The sequence below is a fragment of the Agrobacterium burrii genome (assembly GCF_017313405.1).
GTDB classification, from domain to species: Bacteria; Pseudomonadota; Alphaproteobacteria; order Rhizobiales; family Rhizobiaceae; genus Agrobacterium; species Agrobacterium burrii.
This window is the reverse complement of the sequence record NZ_JAFLNA010000002.1, coordinates 143,234-158,296: the sequence shown is the minus strand read 5'-3', so window position 1 is coordinate 158,296 and position 15,063 is coordinate 143,234. Positions and strand designations below refer to the sequence as shown.

Sequence of the window (15,063 nt, the reverse complement as noted above, 5' to 3'; positions counted from 1 at the left end):
ATGCGCGTCCCCATGCCTTTTTAGAAAGACGACACGATGAAACTCGCAATTTGTACCGACGTCATGGCAAACCTGCCCTTCACCGAAATGCTAGACAAATGCGTCGCCCTCGGCGTCGAGGGCATCGAGATGACCGGCGGCGGCTGGTCCAGCGGCCCGCATTTCCGGGCCGACGAGCTTCTGGCCGATAGAGGTCTGCTCAAATCCAAGCTGAAGGAAATCGAGGCCCGCGGCCTCGAAATCGCTGCGCTGAATTGCTCCGCCAATCCACTCGATCCCGGCGATATGGGCAAACGCCATCTTAAGGAAATGCACGACACCGTCCGGCTGGCGGGCGAAATCGGCATGACGAAGATCGTCACCATGTCCGGCCTGCCGGAGGCAGCACCCGGCGACACGGTGCCGAACTGGCTTGTCTACACCAAGAGCTGGCCGAACGAGATGCCGGAACGCGACCGTTACCAATGGGAAGACCGCGCCTTCCCGCTCTGGCACGGGCTCGTGAAGCTCGCCAAGGAAGCCGGCGTCGAGAAATATGCACTTGAGAATTTCTCGGCCATGCTCGTCTGGAACCCGGAAACCCTGTTTCGCCTGCGCAACGAGGTCGGCCCGACGGTCGGCATGAATCTCGACCCCTCGCACCTGATGTGGATGGGGGCCGATCCCATCTCCTCTGCCCGCGCGCTGGGCAGCGCAATCCACCATTGCCATGGCAAGGATACCCGTATCGAACGCGGGCTGGCGGATGTGAACGGCCTGCTGGAACTAAAAGAAGTCACTGATGTTGCCAACCGCAGCTGGAACTATGTGGCTGTCGGCGCCGGCCGCGACCTGCAATGGTGGAAGGAGTTTTTCTCCGTGGTGCGCATGGCCGGGTATAATGGCTGGGTGAGCCTGGAAATGGAGGATTTCACCATGTCCACCGAGGCGGGCATCCAGTCCTCCATCGACGCCCTGCAAGCCACCATCAGCCGCTGAGACCCGAACCGGGCCCCACAATACGGCCCGGCACCGATTACGCGACGAGGACACCATGACCAACCAGATCACCATCACCATCACCATCACCACCGCTCCCTGCTGCTGGGGCGTCGACGACGTTAAAAACCCCCATCTGCCCCATTGGGAGAAGGTGCTGAACGAGGCGAAAGCCGCCGGTTTCGGCGGCCTGGAACTCGGTCCTTACGGCTATCTGCCGCTTGATCTCAAGCGCGTTTCGCAGGCGCTGAACGAACGTGGCCTGAAGATCGTTGCCGGCACGATCTTCGACGATCTGGTCTCACCGGAAAACCGCGACAATCTGCTGCGCCAGACCGACGAGATCTGCGCGCTGATCACCCGCCTGCCAAAACCGGAAACCCATGCCGGCCAGCGTTTTCCCGCCCCCTATCTGACGGTGATGGACTGGGGTCATGACGAGCGCGATTATGCCGCCGGACATTCCGACCGTGCGCCGCGCCTCGATGAAGCCGCATGGCGGGGGATGGTCGAAAACATCTGCGCCATTGCAACGCTTGCCAGTGACACATACGGCGTGCGCGCCACCATTCATCCCCATGCCGGCGGCTACATCGAATTTGCCGACGAGTTGAAAAAGATCATCGAGGATATTCCAGCCGACCTCGCGGGCCTCTGCCTCGATACCGGCCATATGGCCTATTCAGGCATGGACCCGGTCGCCACGCTTCGCCGCTATTGGGACCGCGTCGACTATATTCATTTCAAGGATATCGACGCCGCAGTTTTTGAAGAGGTGATGGGCGAACACATCCGCTTCTTCGAGGCCTGCGCCAAGGGCGTGATGTGCCCGATCGGCCGCGGCTCGATTGATTACCCAGCGATCCGTAGCCTTCTAACGGAACTCGGTTATGGCGGCTACATCACCATCGAGCAGGAACGCGACCCGCGCAACGCCGGCAGTATTCTGAACGATCTGGCAGCCAGCAGGGCGTTTCTCGCAAAAAGCGGTTTCTGAACCAAACGGGGTAAAATCACTGTACCTCCCGAAGAATCGAGCCGACACAATGGCAGTGAGGGCTGAGAATCGCCCCTGAACCCGAGGCGACGCTGGCACACGAAACATAAACGCCTTCAGCCTAAAAACACATGCATTTATCCGTCACATCCATGTAAAAGCCACATTGGAATATGAGCTGAAGTTGCAGGACGATTTGGCCTTGGTTGACAGCACCTATGGGCAAACCCAAGGTGCGCATCCATAAGCTAAAGAGATCTTTTTCTTTGTATTTTCATGGTGATACGATGATGACCCGCCGCCAGACACTGCTTTTTGCCGCTGCTGCCACCGCCGGCCTTTCGACATCGTCCCAACAGGGCCGGACGGCTGGCCCATCGGCCCGTGCCGCCGGTTTTTGGTATCCTGAGGAAACCGAACCGCATGAACGCACTTTCATGCAATGGCCGGTGAACCCCGCCGTGCATGATGATCCCGATTTCCTCAATGATCTTCAGAAATCCATCGCGAAAATCGCCAACACCATCGCGGAATTCGAACCGGTCGTGATGCTGGCCGCTGCGCAGCACCATGGCGCAATCCGCAAACAGGTGTCGCGCAACGTCGACTTATGGGACATTCCGACCGATGATCTGTGGTGTCGCGATTCCGGGCCGTCCTTTGTTGTGGATGGCAAGGGTGGGCTCGCCATCACGCAGTTCAATTTTAACGGCTGGGGCAACAAGCAAACCCATAATGCCGACGGAAAGATTGCCGCGCGGATAGCCGAACGTATGGGCCTTCCGATTTTTGACGCTGGGCTGGTGGGCGAGGCTGGAGGGGTGGAAACCGACGGCCACGGCACCTTGATCGCCCATGAAAGCAGCTTCATCAATATCAATCGCAACCGGGGCGACAAGGCCGAAATCGAAAGGCTGCTGCTCGACACGATGGGCGCTCTCAAGATGTTGTGGGCGCCTGGAATCATCGGCGCCGACATCACCGATTACCACATCGATGCGCTCGCCCGTTTCGTCAAGCCGGGCCAATTGCTGATCCAGATGGGAGACAAGATCGACCACGATGACCCGTGGTCGATCGCCGCCTTCGAAACCCATGATATTCTGGCCGCCGCTACCGATGCCGAGGGTCGAAAGCTGGACATGGTCATTTTGCCGGAACCCTACGACATTCGTGCCGACAGCGCCGATTTCGTCTCTTCCTATGTCAATTATTATGTCTGCAACGGTGCGGTCATCGCCGCCGAATTCGGCGACCGGGAAGCCGACGAACGAGCCGCAGCCATTCTTGGCAAGCTTTATCCCGGCCGTGAGATCATCACGTTAAATATCGACCCGGTAGGTGAAGTAGGCGGCGGCATCCATTGCGCCACCCACGAGCAACCCAAAGTCTGATCGTTTGGGACTCATGGGCCTTTGACGGCCGGAATATGCCGGAAGATTGAAAATGGCCTCGGAGACTGAAATGACTCCGAGGCCACTCTACCAATCACTGGCAAGAACCGACCCCTGCGAATGTCAGGCTTCGACAGGCTCGTGAACATCATCCAGAAGAAAATGCACGATCACATAACGTGTCGTGTATTTCTGACCGCTATCGGACACGCTTTCGACGCTGCCACCGTCAGAGGGGTGCCATTTCTGGTAATGGGGGTTGTTGGCGATCAGCGTAATCGCCTTGCCCGAAAGCCGGCCGTTCAGCCGATAGCGAGCCTCTGCCAAGGGCCAAATCTTCTCAAAATCCTGCTGGCTGATACGGGCTTTCAATGCCTTCCTGAATATCGCTTCTCCGGGAGAACCATCTTTTTGTTCCATCGGTGGAATATGCAGGTCAACCTCTTCCGCGCCGTCCAGCAGAAAGGCAAATTCGTCTGGCCACATCCGTCTCACGTATCACTCCTCCCAAAGCTCGCCGTCCTTTACAACACAATAATGATAGCGCCTCCACCGCGAGAGGCAATGGCGGATATGAACCTGCGCGTACCAGCATTCCGGATTCTTGCAGATCGACGCCGCATGATCTCCAAATGATACTGAAGATCATGCATCAGACGCCTTGGCGCGGCGTCGATCTTCACTTAAGGGATATGACGCATCCTCCCATCAGTGGCTTCATATAGTGCCAGGGTATGGAAGTGCCCGGGGGCCTCGCCACAGCCACTTTCGGCACTAGCATCAAACGACATAAGTTCAAAAATTGCGGGGAAATCTTGCCTGTCTAAGGCATGTTATGGCGGAGAGGGTGTCCTCCATACCAATTACATCATGCCATTTCAGATGATAAATTTCATGTTGAAAAATCAGTACTTTAAATGTCCATAGCGAGTGCGTGATACGAAATGACATTGAACGAAATAACGAGAAATGGCACGCTGAAAGTGGGCTTGAAAGTAGGCCTGGCGGATTTGGCGGAGGCTTCCCTTGGCACGTACTATAAACAAGCTCAGCGCAACACAGGTCAAGAACCTTAAGGTCGAGGGAAGGCACTCAGACGGCGGGGGACTCTATTTGAAGGTCACGCCTGCGGGTAAGAGATGGGTGTTCATGTATGACTGGGAAAAGAAGCGGGTCGAGTTGGGCCTTGGCACTTATCCCGAGATAGATCTGCTCAGTGCGAGAAAGACGGCTTTCGAATACAGAAGCCTCATTGAAGGCACGACTAAGGTTGATCCGCGAACGGTCCATGGTCGACAAAAGGACAAACCGAAAACGTTCGGTGATGTCGCAAGGGAGTACGTAGAGAGCAAGCAGGGCGGTTGGAAAAACGAAAAACATCGTGACCAGTGGTACTATACTCTTTCTCTTAAGCTTGACGATGCCGGCGAATTCACGGACGACGGATATTGCGTCTCGCTGAGAGACGTTGCTGTCGCCGATGTTGCGACCGACCACATTCTAAATGTGCTTGAGCCAATCTGGAGAACTAAACCCGAGACCGCGTCTCGTCTACGCGGCCGAATCGAAGCAGTGCTTGATGCTGCTAGATCAAGAAAGCTGCGGACTGGTGAAAATCCGGCGTTGTGGCGAGGACATCTTTCTCACCTCCTATCAGAGAAACAAACGCTTTCTCGGGGCCACCATTCCGCAATGCCCTATGGCCAAGTGACGTCGTTTGCACAGGCATTGCTAGGGGCGCCAACCACTTCCAACGCAGCCCTCGCCTTTACGATTTTGACGGCTGCAAGAAGCGGAGAAACGCTCGGAGCTCTTTGGTCCGAGATCGAGTGGGAAGATAAAATTTGGCGTGTTCCAGCTGCGCGTATGAAAGGCAAGCGCGAGCACGCGGTTCCCCTATCTGAAGGAGCTATCCAGATCTTGAAAAAAATGGATTCCTTCCGAAGAGATGGGAATGATTATGTTTTTGCAGGACAGAAGGCCGGTAAGGGCCTGTCGGTCATGGCTTTAACTATGGCGATGAGGCGCCTCGAAGTAGGCCAGTTCACGCCGCACGGATTCAGGTCGGCATTCCGAGACTGGGCAGGTGATGCAACTTCTTTTGCGCGCGATGATATTGAGATGTGCTTGGCTCATGCGATTGGCAATAAGGTGGAAGCAGCGTATCGCCGAGGTAAGGCTTTGGAAAAACGGCGTGAGATAATGAGCGCTTGGTGGAAATTCGTATCAGGTGACAACTCCAATGTTGCCACATTCCCCGCGTCGTCAAACGAAGATGCCGCGTGAAAAGTAGACCTACTCTACCCCAACTTTATCCACAACGTATTTTCCTCCGCTGAAAATCTATGTTGCCTCTTCGAGCGATTCCATGTGCTGATGCTAATGCAATCGCTTGGGAGGTGTAGATGAAATTGCATGTACCTATGAGTGTCATTAGCGTCTCAGATCTTACGGGTGGTGAACTGATCCAGCTCACTAAGTCTGAGCAATCTGTATTGGGTTTTGTGGTAACCAATTCAGACGGGGGACAAAACCAAGTTTTGCTATTGCAGCCAATCCTCAACGCTCGCCCGTTCCACACGCTTGTGAATCTCCCCCGTGAGATCGTCGTCAGCTATGGCAAAGATTGGGTTCTTGAGCCTGTTGTCACCCAGGAAACTTCCTTGAACAACCATCGGACATTCGGCGTGAATGGTGTCCTGAGAATGACCGCCAACGATCTGGTATGGGAGGCAAGTGACCCAACCGGCTATTCAGACGGACTATTTTACAGCCTGAACAACAATGCCAAAGCAGAGATCGATCTGCAGAGCAGCCTCCCTTTCACCAAATGGAAGATTTGGGCGAGCGACAACCACCGAAAAGCGGAAGGGGCTCATCCGCTTATGGAATTTGACGCCAATTCTAAAGCGACAGACTCTTAAACAATGGAGATCAAATATGACTGACTGGAAGACTTCTCCGCCTCCAGAAGGAGTTGAAATTGAGTATGAAAAAGACGGTCGGACCGTTGAAATTGGTGTGTTGAGCTATGCCGGTGGATTCGGCTTGGGAAAAAACGCCAGCGGAGCTGCGGGTCGTATGAAGCCGCAATATCGTAGGGAAGGTGTAACCGAGATGTTTGAGGTCACCAGATGGCGTGAGCTGGACTAAACGCACTGGATGTCTGGTTACTAGTTTTTAAGGCGCTCTAAATAAGTTGTGTTTATTTCAAATGCAAAGCTTGGAGTTGCTGATAATGCCTAGATTTATTTTAAGCTACGATTTGAAGGATGCGAAGGACAGTGACCACGCGAACTTCAAGTCTGAACTGATAACAAGTGGATGGAACGGCTGCGCAAGCGTTTCCAACGTACTCAAAAAGCTACCTGAGACAACAATGCTTGGAAATTTTGATCTCGTCGCTATAGCAAGCGGCACCGTCACCTCCGCAGAAAAAGCAGCGAACGTCACTGTTTCTAGGTACGTCGTGGGCGAGCTTACCGGCGTTCAAAAAGGAAAACTTCCAGACGATTGTGATCCGTGAATATCCATTTCAAACTGGAAGGATAAAAAATGGCAGCCAAGTGGATTTACACTATGCCGGGCCAAACTGCTTTTTACCGCCAAGACGGCTACATCTATGAGGCTAGCGGCGGGAAGCCAAAGTACTTTATAGACGGGGAGTGGTGGTACGAGGTAGATGGAGGGGCGCCCGCCTATTACGAGTCGCAAGACACGATATTCACGACAAATGGCAAACCAGCATTTTACTACGGCACATGATCACGGTTCCCTCCGAGCCATCCGTCAACGCTAATGCAGAACAGGCCCAGGGTCTCGCTTCACAAACCAGACCCTCCAACCGGTTCCTTCATAGCTGCCAGCGGTCCAGAGCGGGTTAAGGATCTCGGCGGCTGCCATGGCCTCTTCGAAGCTGTCCACGTGCCTGACGATGATATCGATCAACTCGCTGACGGTCATGTCGCGCTTGACGGTGAAATCCTCGGATTCAAATCCGGCGTGAATTATGGTGTCCATGCCGACGAAGATGTCCTCATCCGGCAACGCAGATCAACTACCAAAACTAGTAGTGATCAAGCTGCCCTGCGAAACCACCCGTCGAACGCCGCGGCTGTCAGCGGAAGCAAGAGCAATATGACGTCTTGCTGCGCTTCCTTCGCGTCAATCAATCCGAGATCGTCACAGCTGAAGTTGGACAGCAGCTGTTTCTTCCGATGATAGTGTGCACGGACGTTGCATTTGCCGCTGCAGTATTTCGCGTATGGCAGTGCGGAAAGAAACTCTGTGCTGCAGCCCGGTGCCTGGCAGGTATGCTGGAATTGCTTCTTTCTACCAATCGAACTGGAACAGGCGATAGAGCAACATTGGACATCTTTCTGCGAGGGCAGAAACTCTTTCCCGCACGCCTCATTCACGCAGCGTCGCATCACGCGCGTCCGCATCGAGTCGCTTCGGCATTGCTTCGAGCAGTACCGGTTTTCGCGCGACTCAGCCCACACACGGAACTCCTTGCCGCAGGATGGCAATGCGCATGTGCGTGGCGCCGTTTTCGTCTTGGCGATTATCTTCCAGGCATCACGGCCGTAAACGTCATCCTGCACGGGCTTGTCAAAGGCCTGGTCTTGTAGCGCAAGCTTGGCGCAGCGCACGGAGCAATAACGGTGTGGTTTCTGATCCTCGCCGATAGCATTGCCACAGCGCGCGCAAGCCTCCCGGCCCATGGCGTAGTGAGCTTGACCCTCCGCCCACGAGGGTCTCGCGCCTTGCCCGAGCTTCTGAAACGCCGCCGTGATCAGTCCGGCTGACTCGTGGTCTGCCTCCGCCCACTCATGGCCGACAAGGCAGAGTGCGGAACGAAGCCCCGAGCGTGTAGCGCCCTCGCGCTCCCAAGGGTTATTCCGGAAATCATCAAGCACATTCATGACTTGAGAGATTACATGCTTACGACGGTCACCACTGACGATCTGCCGAGGCTTGTGCTGCTTTGCTAGTTTCGCGTTTCTGGCATCAACGAAGTTCGACAAATATACCATTCAGCTACCCAAACATTGCGTCGACAAGCCCTGCCGTCACCGGCGCGGAGGAGACTGGCGGCAAAGTTTTCACGCCTTCCGGCGCTGCGGCTTGCGGCATGCTGGCCTCCAGATAAGCCTGATCCAATGCCCGCAAAATCATGACATGGCGAGGTTCGATAGGCCAGTGCATCAGCGCTGCATAAGAGACAATCTCAGCGTAAGCGATCGGATTTGGCCCAGCAGCATGAAGCGTCCGCGACCGATGCAAATCCATGAACCACCGCCACAACAGCTCGCCGCCGGCAGGGATGCGCGGACGGGTAGCGCCCTTGGCATCAAGCTGTCGCTTTAGCTCGCTGCACAACAAATCCTGGAGCCGATGAGACGATGTCACGATACAAATACCTCCGTCGCGGTGAATGAAGGCTCCCGGCTAGACCACGATTTCGTGCCGGAATAGCTGTCTGGATCGATTTGCATCGTGCACGACGGCTTCTCAAAGTGCACGGTTGCGCTGGTGGTGAAATGCTGGCGGTCCACTGGATAACGAACCTCCAGTGTGGCGAATCCGCTGCTGTCGGAAGTTGTCGGTGCGATGATACGGTGAAGAAAACGCAGCAACGGAGCCATCCTGATTTCTACATAATCACCCGCGGAAAATTTGAACGCCACCGGCAGTCCGCCAACGTTCAACTGCGTCGTTCCCGTGATCGCCTGAAGGTAGGCGTCACCATTAAACGCACCGCCAGCGGCCTTGGTGCCTGACAGAGCCGCGCCGGTATCCATGGCGATCGGCCGTGGTCGGAAGACGTCGTAGCCAAGGAAGACTTCGCCGTCGTCACCTGCCTGCATCATGAAAGCATCCATGATACCGAAGTCTTCCTTGGAGAGGTACGTCGCCCGATAGGTGGCTTTCCAATATGGCGTGCCAGAGGACATTGACTCCGTCCGGCGCCCTTCCATACGGTTGGTGCTTCTGATCTGAACGGGATCAAAATTGCACTCACGCCACGGGATTGGAGGGAGAAACAGTGGGTTACTCATTGAGGATTTCCGCCGTTTATGTATCGCTCAGATCGGTTGCTGTTGTTTTTCTGGACAATCTTGACGGTCTGGCTTTGCGCCTGCTGCAAGATCTGGCCGACCAGTTCCGGCGAGAGACTGACCATGATCTCGCTCGTGCCTCCGCCCGCCGCTTGACTGCTGGCGCCGCTACCGTTCACCGAGACTCCGAGACGGCCGCTCGAGTCACGCGACAACGGCATGACGGCTTCGGGGTCTTTCTCACCCATCACACCAAGACCACCGGCATGCGAGAACATTGTCGGGTTGGAGACCACGGAATTCGTGAAGGCGCCACCCTTGGCAAACGGTCGGACCGCCGGCATAGGGCCGGTTTTCGGCAGGGCAGCAAAGCCACTGTTGCCGCCGCCGAACAGGCCGCCGAATAGGTTGGACAAAAGACCGCCGCCGCTACCACCGGCCGCGCCGTTGACCTTGAAAATGGCGTCCAAAACGTCGTCTAGCAAGGTATCGGCGATGCGTTTCAATGAGTTGACGGCAACGTCGCCCATCGCCTCCCAGAAGCTTTTTCCGCTTTCGATCGCACTGAACAAGTCATCCAGTCCCGCTTTCGTGAGATCACGATAATAGAGCGTTTGCTCGTCTGCTTTCCTCCGGGCCTCTGCACCCTGATAGATCGCTTCATTGAGCGCGATAACCTTCTCACGCTCCTCGTCCGTTGCGGCCGCTCCTGCCTGCCTGGAGGCCGCAGACGCTCGCTTGGCGGCGTCGGACAGGTTCACGACGCGGAGCTCCTCCTCAAGCTCGGCAATGAGCTCCTGGACGGCTTTGCGCTCGCGCTCTGCCTGAGTGACCGACGCGGATCGCGACTTCTTTGCAGGCGTTTCGGGTGGCGCCTTGTACGCTGGCGGTGTCCATCCACCCGAGGATTTTGGCGTGAAGTTCATCACCTCCGGCCGGTTCTCCAACTCTCTGATCAGGGCATTCTCCTGTTCATCGAGTTGGCGCATCTTGATGTCATGCGTGCCTCTCGCCTTGGCGCGCTGGCGGTCATTCAGGCGGCTGTCTGCGGAGTCGATATCTGCGATCGCCTTGGCCACTTCCTGCTTCTGCCGCATCACGTCATTGATGTTGCCTTGGATCGTGGAGGAACGTCGTTTGTCGACGGCACGCAGGGACTCGAGGAAATCTACCATGGAATCAACGACGCTGACGATCGCTGATTTCAGGGTGTTGCCGACTGTGCTGGAGATGGCGTTGAACTGCCGGTCGATTTCCTGAGCTTTCGTGATGACGTCATCCGACAGGACGTGACCGAAATCGTTGGCCGCCTTGATCTGGGCGCGGATGCCGGCTTCCCCTTGCTGGAGTAGGGAAACCATGCGCTCGCCGCCGGTACCGCCGAAGAGCTCATCAAAAATACGGATGCCGGCGGCGGTGTCCTTCAGCATCCGGGTCCGCTCGATAAGGAGCAGCATCAATTCTGTCGGATCTTTGAGCTTGGTCTTTACTTCCTCCGGCGTCAGCCCAAGCCGCTGGAACGCTTCGGCCGCGCTGCCCTTGCCGGTGACGGCAAACTCATCGGCGCGCAGCTGCAATTCCTTGAGGCCGTCCGTGATTGCGTCCACCGGAATTCGCGCCTGCTCGGCAACATAGCGCCATTCCTGAAATGCCTTCGATGACAGGCCGGCCATTCGCGCCTGATCGCCCAGTTCGGCAACCGACTGTGTGACCTCCTTGACGGAGTTGAGCACGCCAGCAATGCCGGCGCCGATGACAGTGCCGATCAAACCGCCGGCGAATGCTTTGCCGACGCCGCCAATCGATGTGCCGACCGTGGCCATGGCTTGGCCAATACGCGTGGAGGAGCGGATCGCATCTTTCTCCATCTCGCTCGTCGCTTTTTTTGAACTGAGCGACATCTCTCGGAACCGACGAGTTGTCACGCCGCTGGCTTTCGCCATGTTTTTCTCGAGATCGGTAATCCGAGCCTCGAGCATGATTACGAGGCGTTCTTCGTCTGTCTGGCTCATGCGTGGCTCCATTCTTCGATGTCACCGGTAAAGGTGTCGTATGAGGAAATGTTGGTTTCACCCACGGCGGCCCGGCCAATTGCCATGGCACATGCAACAGCGCCGTCGATTCTGTCTTTCGACAGACCCTTGTGAAAGCTGATGTTCTCGGCCTTGTCTCGAACGGTCGCGATGTTGTCGAAATGCCATCTAAGGATAGGGTGTCCGCCGTGGCGGAACTTGCGTGCGATAATCACACGCTCCAATTCTTTGTTCGCCGGCGCCATGGTGATCCAGCCCTGCCGCATCTCGACGGCGGGCAGACCGTCATCAAGCAGGTTGTTCAACGTGTTGCGGGCCAGATGAGGATCGAACGCGATCTCGCGAACATTGAACCTCGCGCACAGCTCGCGAAGATGATCCTCGACGGCACGGAAATCCACGACGTTGCCCGGGGTTGGAATGATCAGGCCTTGTTCCGCCCAGAGCGGATACTTGGCTGCCTCGCGGTCGGACCGATGCTGGATGTTGTCTTGCGGGCAGAAGAACCAGGGATAAACATCATAACCGCGCTCCTCGTCGCCCCAACATGCCACGGCGGCGGTCAGGTCGGAGTTGCTCGAAAGGTCGACACCGATCCAGCACGGCTCCTGCGAAGCTTCCTTCTCATCGAGATCCACGACGCCGAAGCCGTCATCGTAAACCGGCATCGCCACGAAAGGACTGGCAGAGTTTCCGAGCCAGCAATCAAGGTGGAACTGCATGAAATCGTCTTTGTCCGCCGGCCGTTCCTTCGCCTCGTGGGCCATCTGACGGAGACCGTCGACATCGGGATAACCGTCGGCAAGACCGGGATTCACGAAGTGCCAAAGCTCCTCATCCGTCCAGTCTGAGAACTCGCGAACATTGTCCCCAGCCCATTTCGATTTGGGATCTGGATCGGTTTCAAACAGCACAGGCAGGAAACCGGGATCCTCGATCTCGCCGGACTGAACACGGCGTGCGTATTTCAGAAGATCAAACGCGAGGTTTTCTTGCCCGCGGCCCGCCTGCGTGATGATCACCAGAAGCGAGCCGGGAGCTTTGTTCAAACCGGTGCGGATTGCAGACCACATCTTCCGACTGTTTGCACCTTCCCAGTTGATCAATTCATCGGCCAGAACAAACTGCGGCGTCTTGCCAAGTTTGCCTTTTCCGCCGGAGGCCAAGGCCCGGAACTTCGCGCCGGAGAGCTTGTGCTCCAGAATGAAGGTGCTCTCGTTGAGCTTCATCTTATCTTCGAGCCATGGCGTCTCGTTGATGATGCCGGTCGCTTCCTCATAGGCAATGACGGCATCCTCCTCGGCAGAGGCTGCGACCATGGCTTGACCACGACTCACGCGCTGATATCCGACAGTATGGAGGAGAGCGAGGCCGGCACCCATGGTGGTTTTACGCGCACCGCGAGGAAGAACGATGAAGACGGTTCGCACCTGGCGCTTACCGTTGGCGAAGCAAGGGCCATAGATGCGTCGGACAATCCGTTCCCAGAACAGTGGAAGCTCAAAAGCACCGCTCGTGCTTTTCGGATGCTTCAAAGCTCGCAGAAAATCGACTGCACGTTGACCATGGCCGAACGGGTCTTCAATCTCACTGCCGTCGAAAATCCACTCGGGACGGGTTGCCTTATACGTCGAGGCCATCGGGTGCCCCTCCGTCTGGCGTATTCTTCGGCGTGAAGCCCTGCTTCGAGCGGGCGGCCGGTGTCAGGCCAAGCTCTGCCGACAATCTGGCAACGGTCTCCATTGCCTTCGAGAGCATGCCGGCGGCCGGGTTCGGTTTCAGCATGCCGTGGGCTGTCTTCACCAGCGGGCTGTGCTCTCTGAGAGATTTCTGGCACTCCTTCACCATCCATCTGGCAACGACGTAGGTTTCCAACACACCGAGTGCGGGCGCGGTCAGGATCTTCCGCTGCACCATATCGGTAGCGATGACTGTCCATTCTGCGACCATATCCGGGGGAAGAGTTGCGGGCGGCTTAGGAACGCCGGACAGGCCGCCATCTATGGCCTTCAGCGTGGCCTTTGCGCCGCGTGTCCCTTTGCTGCTCATGCGGACACCTTGCGTTCACAGCGCAGGTCCAAGCCCTTGCGGCGGCCAATCTCTTTGACCTCGCGGACGTTGAATGTCTCGCCCTCGTAGACGACCTGGCTGGAAGTGTTCACGCCTTCGAAGTAGCGGGTTCGGAAGATGATGGACGTGGTGTCGCTGGCGCCGTTCGTTAGGAACTCCTCAGTGCTGCTCTGGATGAGCTGGGCGCGCAAGGTGGCCACGTCTGTCCATGTCTCGATCGGCGTGCCGTACTCGTTCACGGTGCTGGTGAAGCTTTGGATGGTGATAGAGCGGTCTAGTTTTCCGGCTCTCATGATGCCTCCTGTACGAGCGCGTCGACCGTCACCACCGCATGGCTGGTCTTTCCATCCGGATCGCGTAGGAAGCGTGAGCCACGGACGCGACAATCGGCACAATGGAAACCGGTATCTAGCTGCAAATTGGCACTGTGAATCGCTTTCCGAATGGCACCCGCAATGCGCTTCGAAATCTCTGTGCTCGGCTCCTCGACCCAGACGTGGAGGTCGAGATAAACCCGTGTCAGTGTCCGGGCGATGCTGTCATTTTCGTCCACGCTCTGGCCTTCACCGATGACGATAGAGGGACGCGGGTTAGGCCTCTCGTTGCGATCGATGACAGAAGCCGCTGGCACCAAGGCGACGACGTCACCAGACGAAGACAGTCTAGCACGCAAGGCTTTCTGCAGGGCGAGTTCTGCGCTCATTGTCCACCCCAATTCTGTTTCACGGCTTTGCTCGCCGCGCGCTTGAGGCGGCCGGAAATCTTCTTGCGGAGCAGTCTAAACGCAGGCCAAAAATATGGCTGCGCTGCCGCCTCCTGAGTGCCGTGTTCGACCAGATGCGCATATCTGACATCAGTGTTTCCGGCCGTCACGGCCACCGCCAACTCCGGTACCGTCACGCGACCACCTGGAGAACTGTGGGGCGGAGTGTTGGCACCACCGGGAGTGACGGCAATCGAATCCTGAAGCGCTCCGGTATCGCGAGGTGCGAGGACGCGCGCTGTCACGGCAAGGTCAGTGCCGCTCTTGATGAGTTCCGGCACCATCGCCGCCCGGACGTTCTTGGGGATCATCGCGAGTCGCTGCTGAACGCGACCGATACCGCCGTCGTTAGCCAAAACTATACTCCCTGTACTCGCTGACGATGGCCCAAACACCGAACGGCAATTCCTGCGCGCTCACACCGACGAGCGTGGCCTCCCGATTTTCGAACCAGTGGGCCGCCGTCTGGCTGACTGCCTCGACAAGCGCCGGCGGAATTTCCTCTTGTCCGGCGCTGCCATACCGTGCCTCGATCTTGAAACCGAGAAGACGCTCGACATGGTTTTGAGCCGCCGCAATCTTGCGTTCGATCAACGCATCGTCGTCCGTTCCGAGATCCGGCGTCAGGTTCAGCTGCTGTTTCAGCTCGGTTAGACTGACGATCATGACGGCCACCTTTTCGGTTTTAAAAAACTAGAGCCAATTTGCCGCGTTTTCGCAAAAGCCTCCCCGCGACGGTCCCCAGGAGCGGTAGGAAGTTCAGAAA

The 15,063-nt window shown here is 56.7% G+C and carries 20 protein-coding genes; 8 read left to right on the top strand and 12 right to left on the bottom strand.

Going from position 1 to position 15,063, the window contains the following annotated elements:
* The first annotated feature begins 36 nt into the window (after positions 1 to 36).
* From JZX89_RS04250 to JZX89_RS04240, 3 genes are all read left to right on the top strand, one after another.
* Complete coding sequence (locus JZX89_RS04250; RefSeq protein ID WP_207133199.1) at positions 37 to 978, top strand: sugar phosphate isomerase/epimerase family protein; 942 nt, start codon at positions 37 to 39, stop codon at positions 976 to 978.
* A 73-nt stretch (positions 979 to 1,051) separates the two neighbouring features.
* On the top strand, positions 1,052 to 1,975 hold the full coding sequence (locus JZX89_RS04245; RefSeq protein ID WP_207133528.1) for a sugar phosphate isomerase/epimerase family protein: 924 nt from the start codon (positions 1,052 to 1,054) through the stop codon (positions 1,973 to 1,975).
* A 287-nt stretch (positions 1,976 to 2,262) separates the two neighbouring features.
* Positions 2,263 to 3,369: an agmatine deiminase family protein gene (locus tag JZX89_RS04240; protein WP_207133198.1), complete on the top strand. Its 1,107-nt coding sequence runs from the start codon at positions 2,263 to 2,265 to the stop codon at positions 3,367 to 3,369.
* Between the two features lie 123 nt (positions 3,370 to 3,492).
* Here the strand turns inward: JZX89_RS04240 and JZX89_RS04235 are convergent, their stop codons facing one another.
* The gene (locus JZX89_RS04235; RefSeq protein ID WP_149899743.1) at positions 3,493 to 3,855 is read right to left on the bottom strand and encodes a hypothetical protein; all 363 of its coding nucleotides are present in this window, start codon (positions 3,853 to 3,855) and stop codon (positions 3,493 to 3,495) included.
* Between the two features lie 540 nt (positions 3,856 to 4,395).
* Here JZX89_RS04235 and JZX89_RS04230 point away from each other — a divergent pair.
* The 5 genes from JZX89_RS04230 (at position 4,396) to JZX89_RS04210 (ending at position 7,134) form a co-directional block, all read left to right on the top strand.
* On the top strand, positions 4,396 to 5,655 hold the full coding sequence (locus tag JZX89_RS04230; RefSeq protein WP_207133197.1) for a tyrosine-type recombinase/integrase: 1,260 nt from the start codon (positions 4,396 to 4,398) through the stop codon (positions 5,653 to 5,655).
* A gap of 119 nt (positions 5,656 to 5,774) precedes the next feature.
* Complete coding sequence (locus JZX89_RS04225; RefSeq protein ID WP_207133196.1) at positions 5,775 to 6,293, top strand: hypothetical protein; 519 nt, start codon at positions 5,775 to 5,777, stop codon at positions 6,291 to 6,293.
* Positions 6,294 to 6,309: 16 nt separating this feature from the next.
* Positions 6,310 to 6,522, top strand: coding sequence for a hypothetical protein (locus JZX89_RS04220; protein ID WP_207133195.1), 213 nt, complete (start codon positions 6,310 to 6,312; stop codon positions 6,520 to 6,522).
* Between the two features lie 85 nt (positions 6,523 to 6,607).
* Positions 6,608 to 6,895, top strand: coding sequence for a hypothetical protein (locus tag JZX89_RS04215; RefSeq protein WP_207133194.1), 288 nt, complete (start codon positions 6,608 to 6,610; stop codon positions 6,893 to 6,895).
* A 29-nt stretch (positions 6,896 to 6,924) separates the two neighbouring features.
* Entirely contained in the window at positions 6,925 to 7,134 is a 210-nt protein-coding gene (locus JZX89_RS04210) for a hypothetical protein (protein ID WP_207133193.1), read from the top strand.
* 30 nt (positions 7,135 to 7,164) lie between these two features.
* On the opposite strand, the gene JZX89_RS04205 is transcribed toward JZX89_RS04210, so the two are convergent.
* From JZX89_RS04205 to JZX89_RS04155, 11 genes are read right to left on the bottom strand one after another with little or no spacing between them, the layout of a single operon-like run.
* Complete coding sequence (locus JZX89_RS04205; protein WP_207133192.1) at positions 7,165 to 7,389, bottom strand: hypothetical protein; 225 nt, start codon at positions 7,387 to 7,389, stop codon at positions 7,165 to 7,167.
* Positions 7,390 to 7,445: 56 nt separating this feature from the next.
* The gene (locus JZX89_RS04200) at positions 7,446 to 8,405 is read right to left on the bottom strand and encodes a hypothetical protein (protein ID WP_207133191.1); all 960 of its coding nucleotides are present in this window, start codon (positions 8,403 to 8,405) and stop codon (positions 7,446 to 7,448) included.
* Between the two features lie 4 nt (positions 8,406 to 8,409).
* Positions 8,410 to 8,781, bottom strand: coding sequence for a phage tail assembly chaperone (locus JZX89_RS04195; protein ID WP_440131597.1), 372 nt, complete (start codon positions 8,779 to 8,781; stop codon positions 8,410 to 8,412).
* Entirely contained in the window at positions 8,778 to 9,431 is a 654-nt protein-coding gene (locus tag JZX89_RS04190) for a hypothetical protein (RefSeq protein WP_207133189.1), read from the bottom strand. The genes JZX89_RS04195 and JZX89_RS04190 overlap by 4 nt, the downstream gene beginning before the upstream one ends.
* The gene (locus JZX89_RS04185) at positions 9,428 to 11,443 is read right to left on the bottom strand and encodes a phage tail tape measure family protein (RefSeq protein WP_207133188.1); all 2,016 of its coding nucleotides are present in this window, start codon (positions 11,441 to 11,443) and stop codon (positions 9,428 to 9,430) included. The genes JZX89_RS04190 and JZX89_RS04185 overlap by 4 nt, the downstream gene beginning before the upstream one ends.
* Positions 11,440 to 13,104, bottom strand: a complete 1,665-nt coding sequence (locus tag JZX89_RS04180) for a terminase large subunit (RefSeq protein ID WP_207133187.1) — start codon at positions 13,102 to 13,104, stop codon at positions 11,440 to 11,442. Before JZX89_RS04180 ends, JZX89_RS04185 begins: the two co-directional genes overlap by 4 nt.
* On the bottom strand, positions 13,088 to 13,513 hold the full coding sequence (locus JZX89_RS04175) for a phage terminase small subunit P27 family (RefSeq protein WP_207133186.1): 426 nt from the start codon (positions 13,511 to 13,513) through the stop codon (positions 13,088 to 13,090). The genes JZX89_RS04180 and JZX89_RS04175 overlap by 17 nt, the downstream gene beginning before the upstream one ends.
* Positions 13,510 to 13,827 carry a phage head closure protein gene (locus JZX89_RS04170; RefSeq protein WP_207133185.1) on the bottom strand — a complete coding sequence of 106 codons (318 nt, stop codon included), beginning with the start codon at positions 13,825 to 13,827 and terminating at the stop codon, positions 13,510 to 13,512. The genes JZX89_RS04175 and JZX89_RS04170 overlap by 4 nt, the downstream gene beginning before the upstream one ends.
* Entirely contained in the window at positions 13,824 to 14,237 is a 414-nt protein-coding gene (locus JZX89_RS04165; RefSeq protein WP_207133184.1) for a DUF3168 domain-containing protein, read from the bottom strand. Before JZX89_RS04165 ends, JZX89_RS04170 begins: the two co-directional genes overlap by 4 nt.
* On the bottom strand, positions 14,234 to 14,653 hold the full coding sequence (locus JZX89_RS04160) for an HK97 gp10 family phage protein (protein ID WP_207133183.1): 420 nt from the start codon (positions 14,651 to 14,653) through the stop codon (positions 14,234 to 14,236). Before JZX89_RS04160 ends, JZX89_RS04165 begins: the two co-directional genes overlap by 4 nt.
* A complete protein-coding gene (locus JZX89_RS04155; protein WP_207133182.1) occupies positions 14,646 to 14,963 on the bottom strand; it encodes a head-tail connector protein in 318 nt (105 codons plus the stop codon). The genes JZX89_RS04160 and JZX89_RS04155 overlap by 8 nt, the downstream gene beginning before the upstream one ends.
* Positions 14,964 to 15,063: the final 100 nt, after the last annotated feature.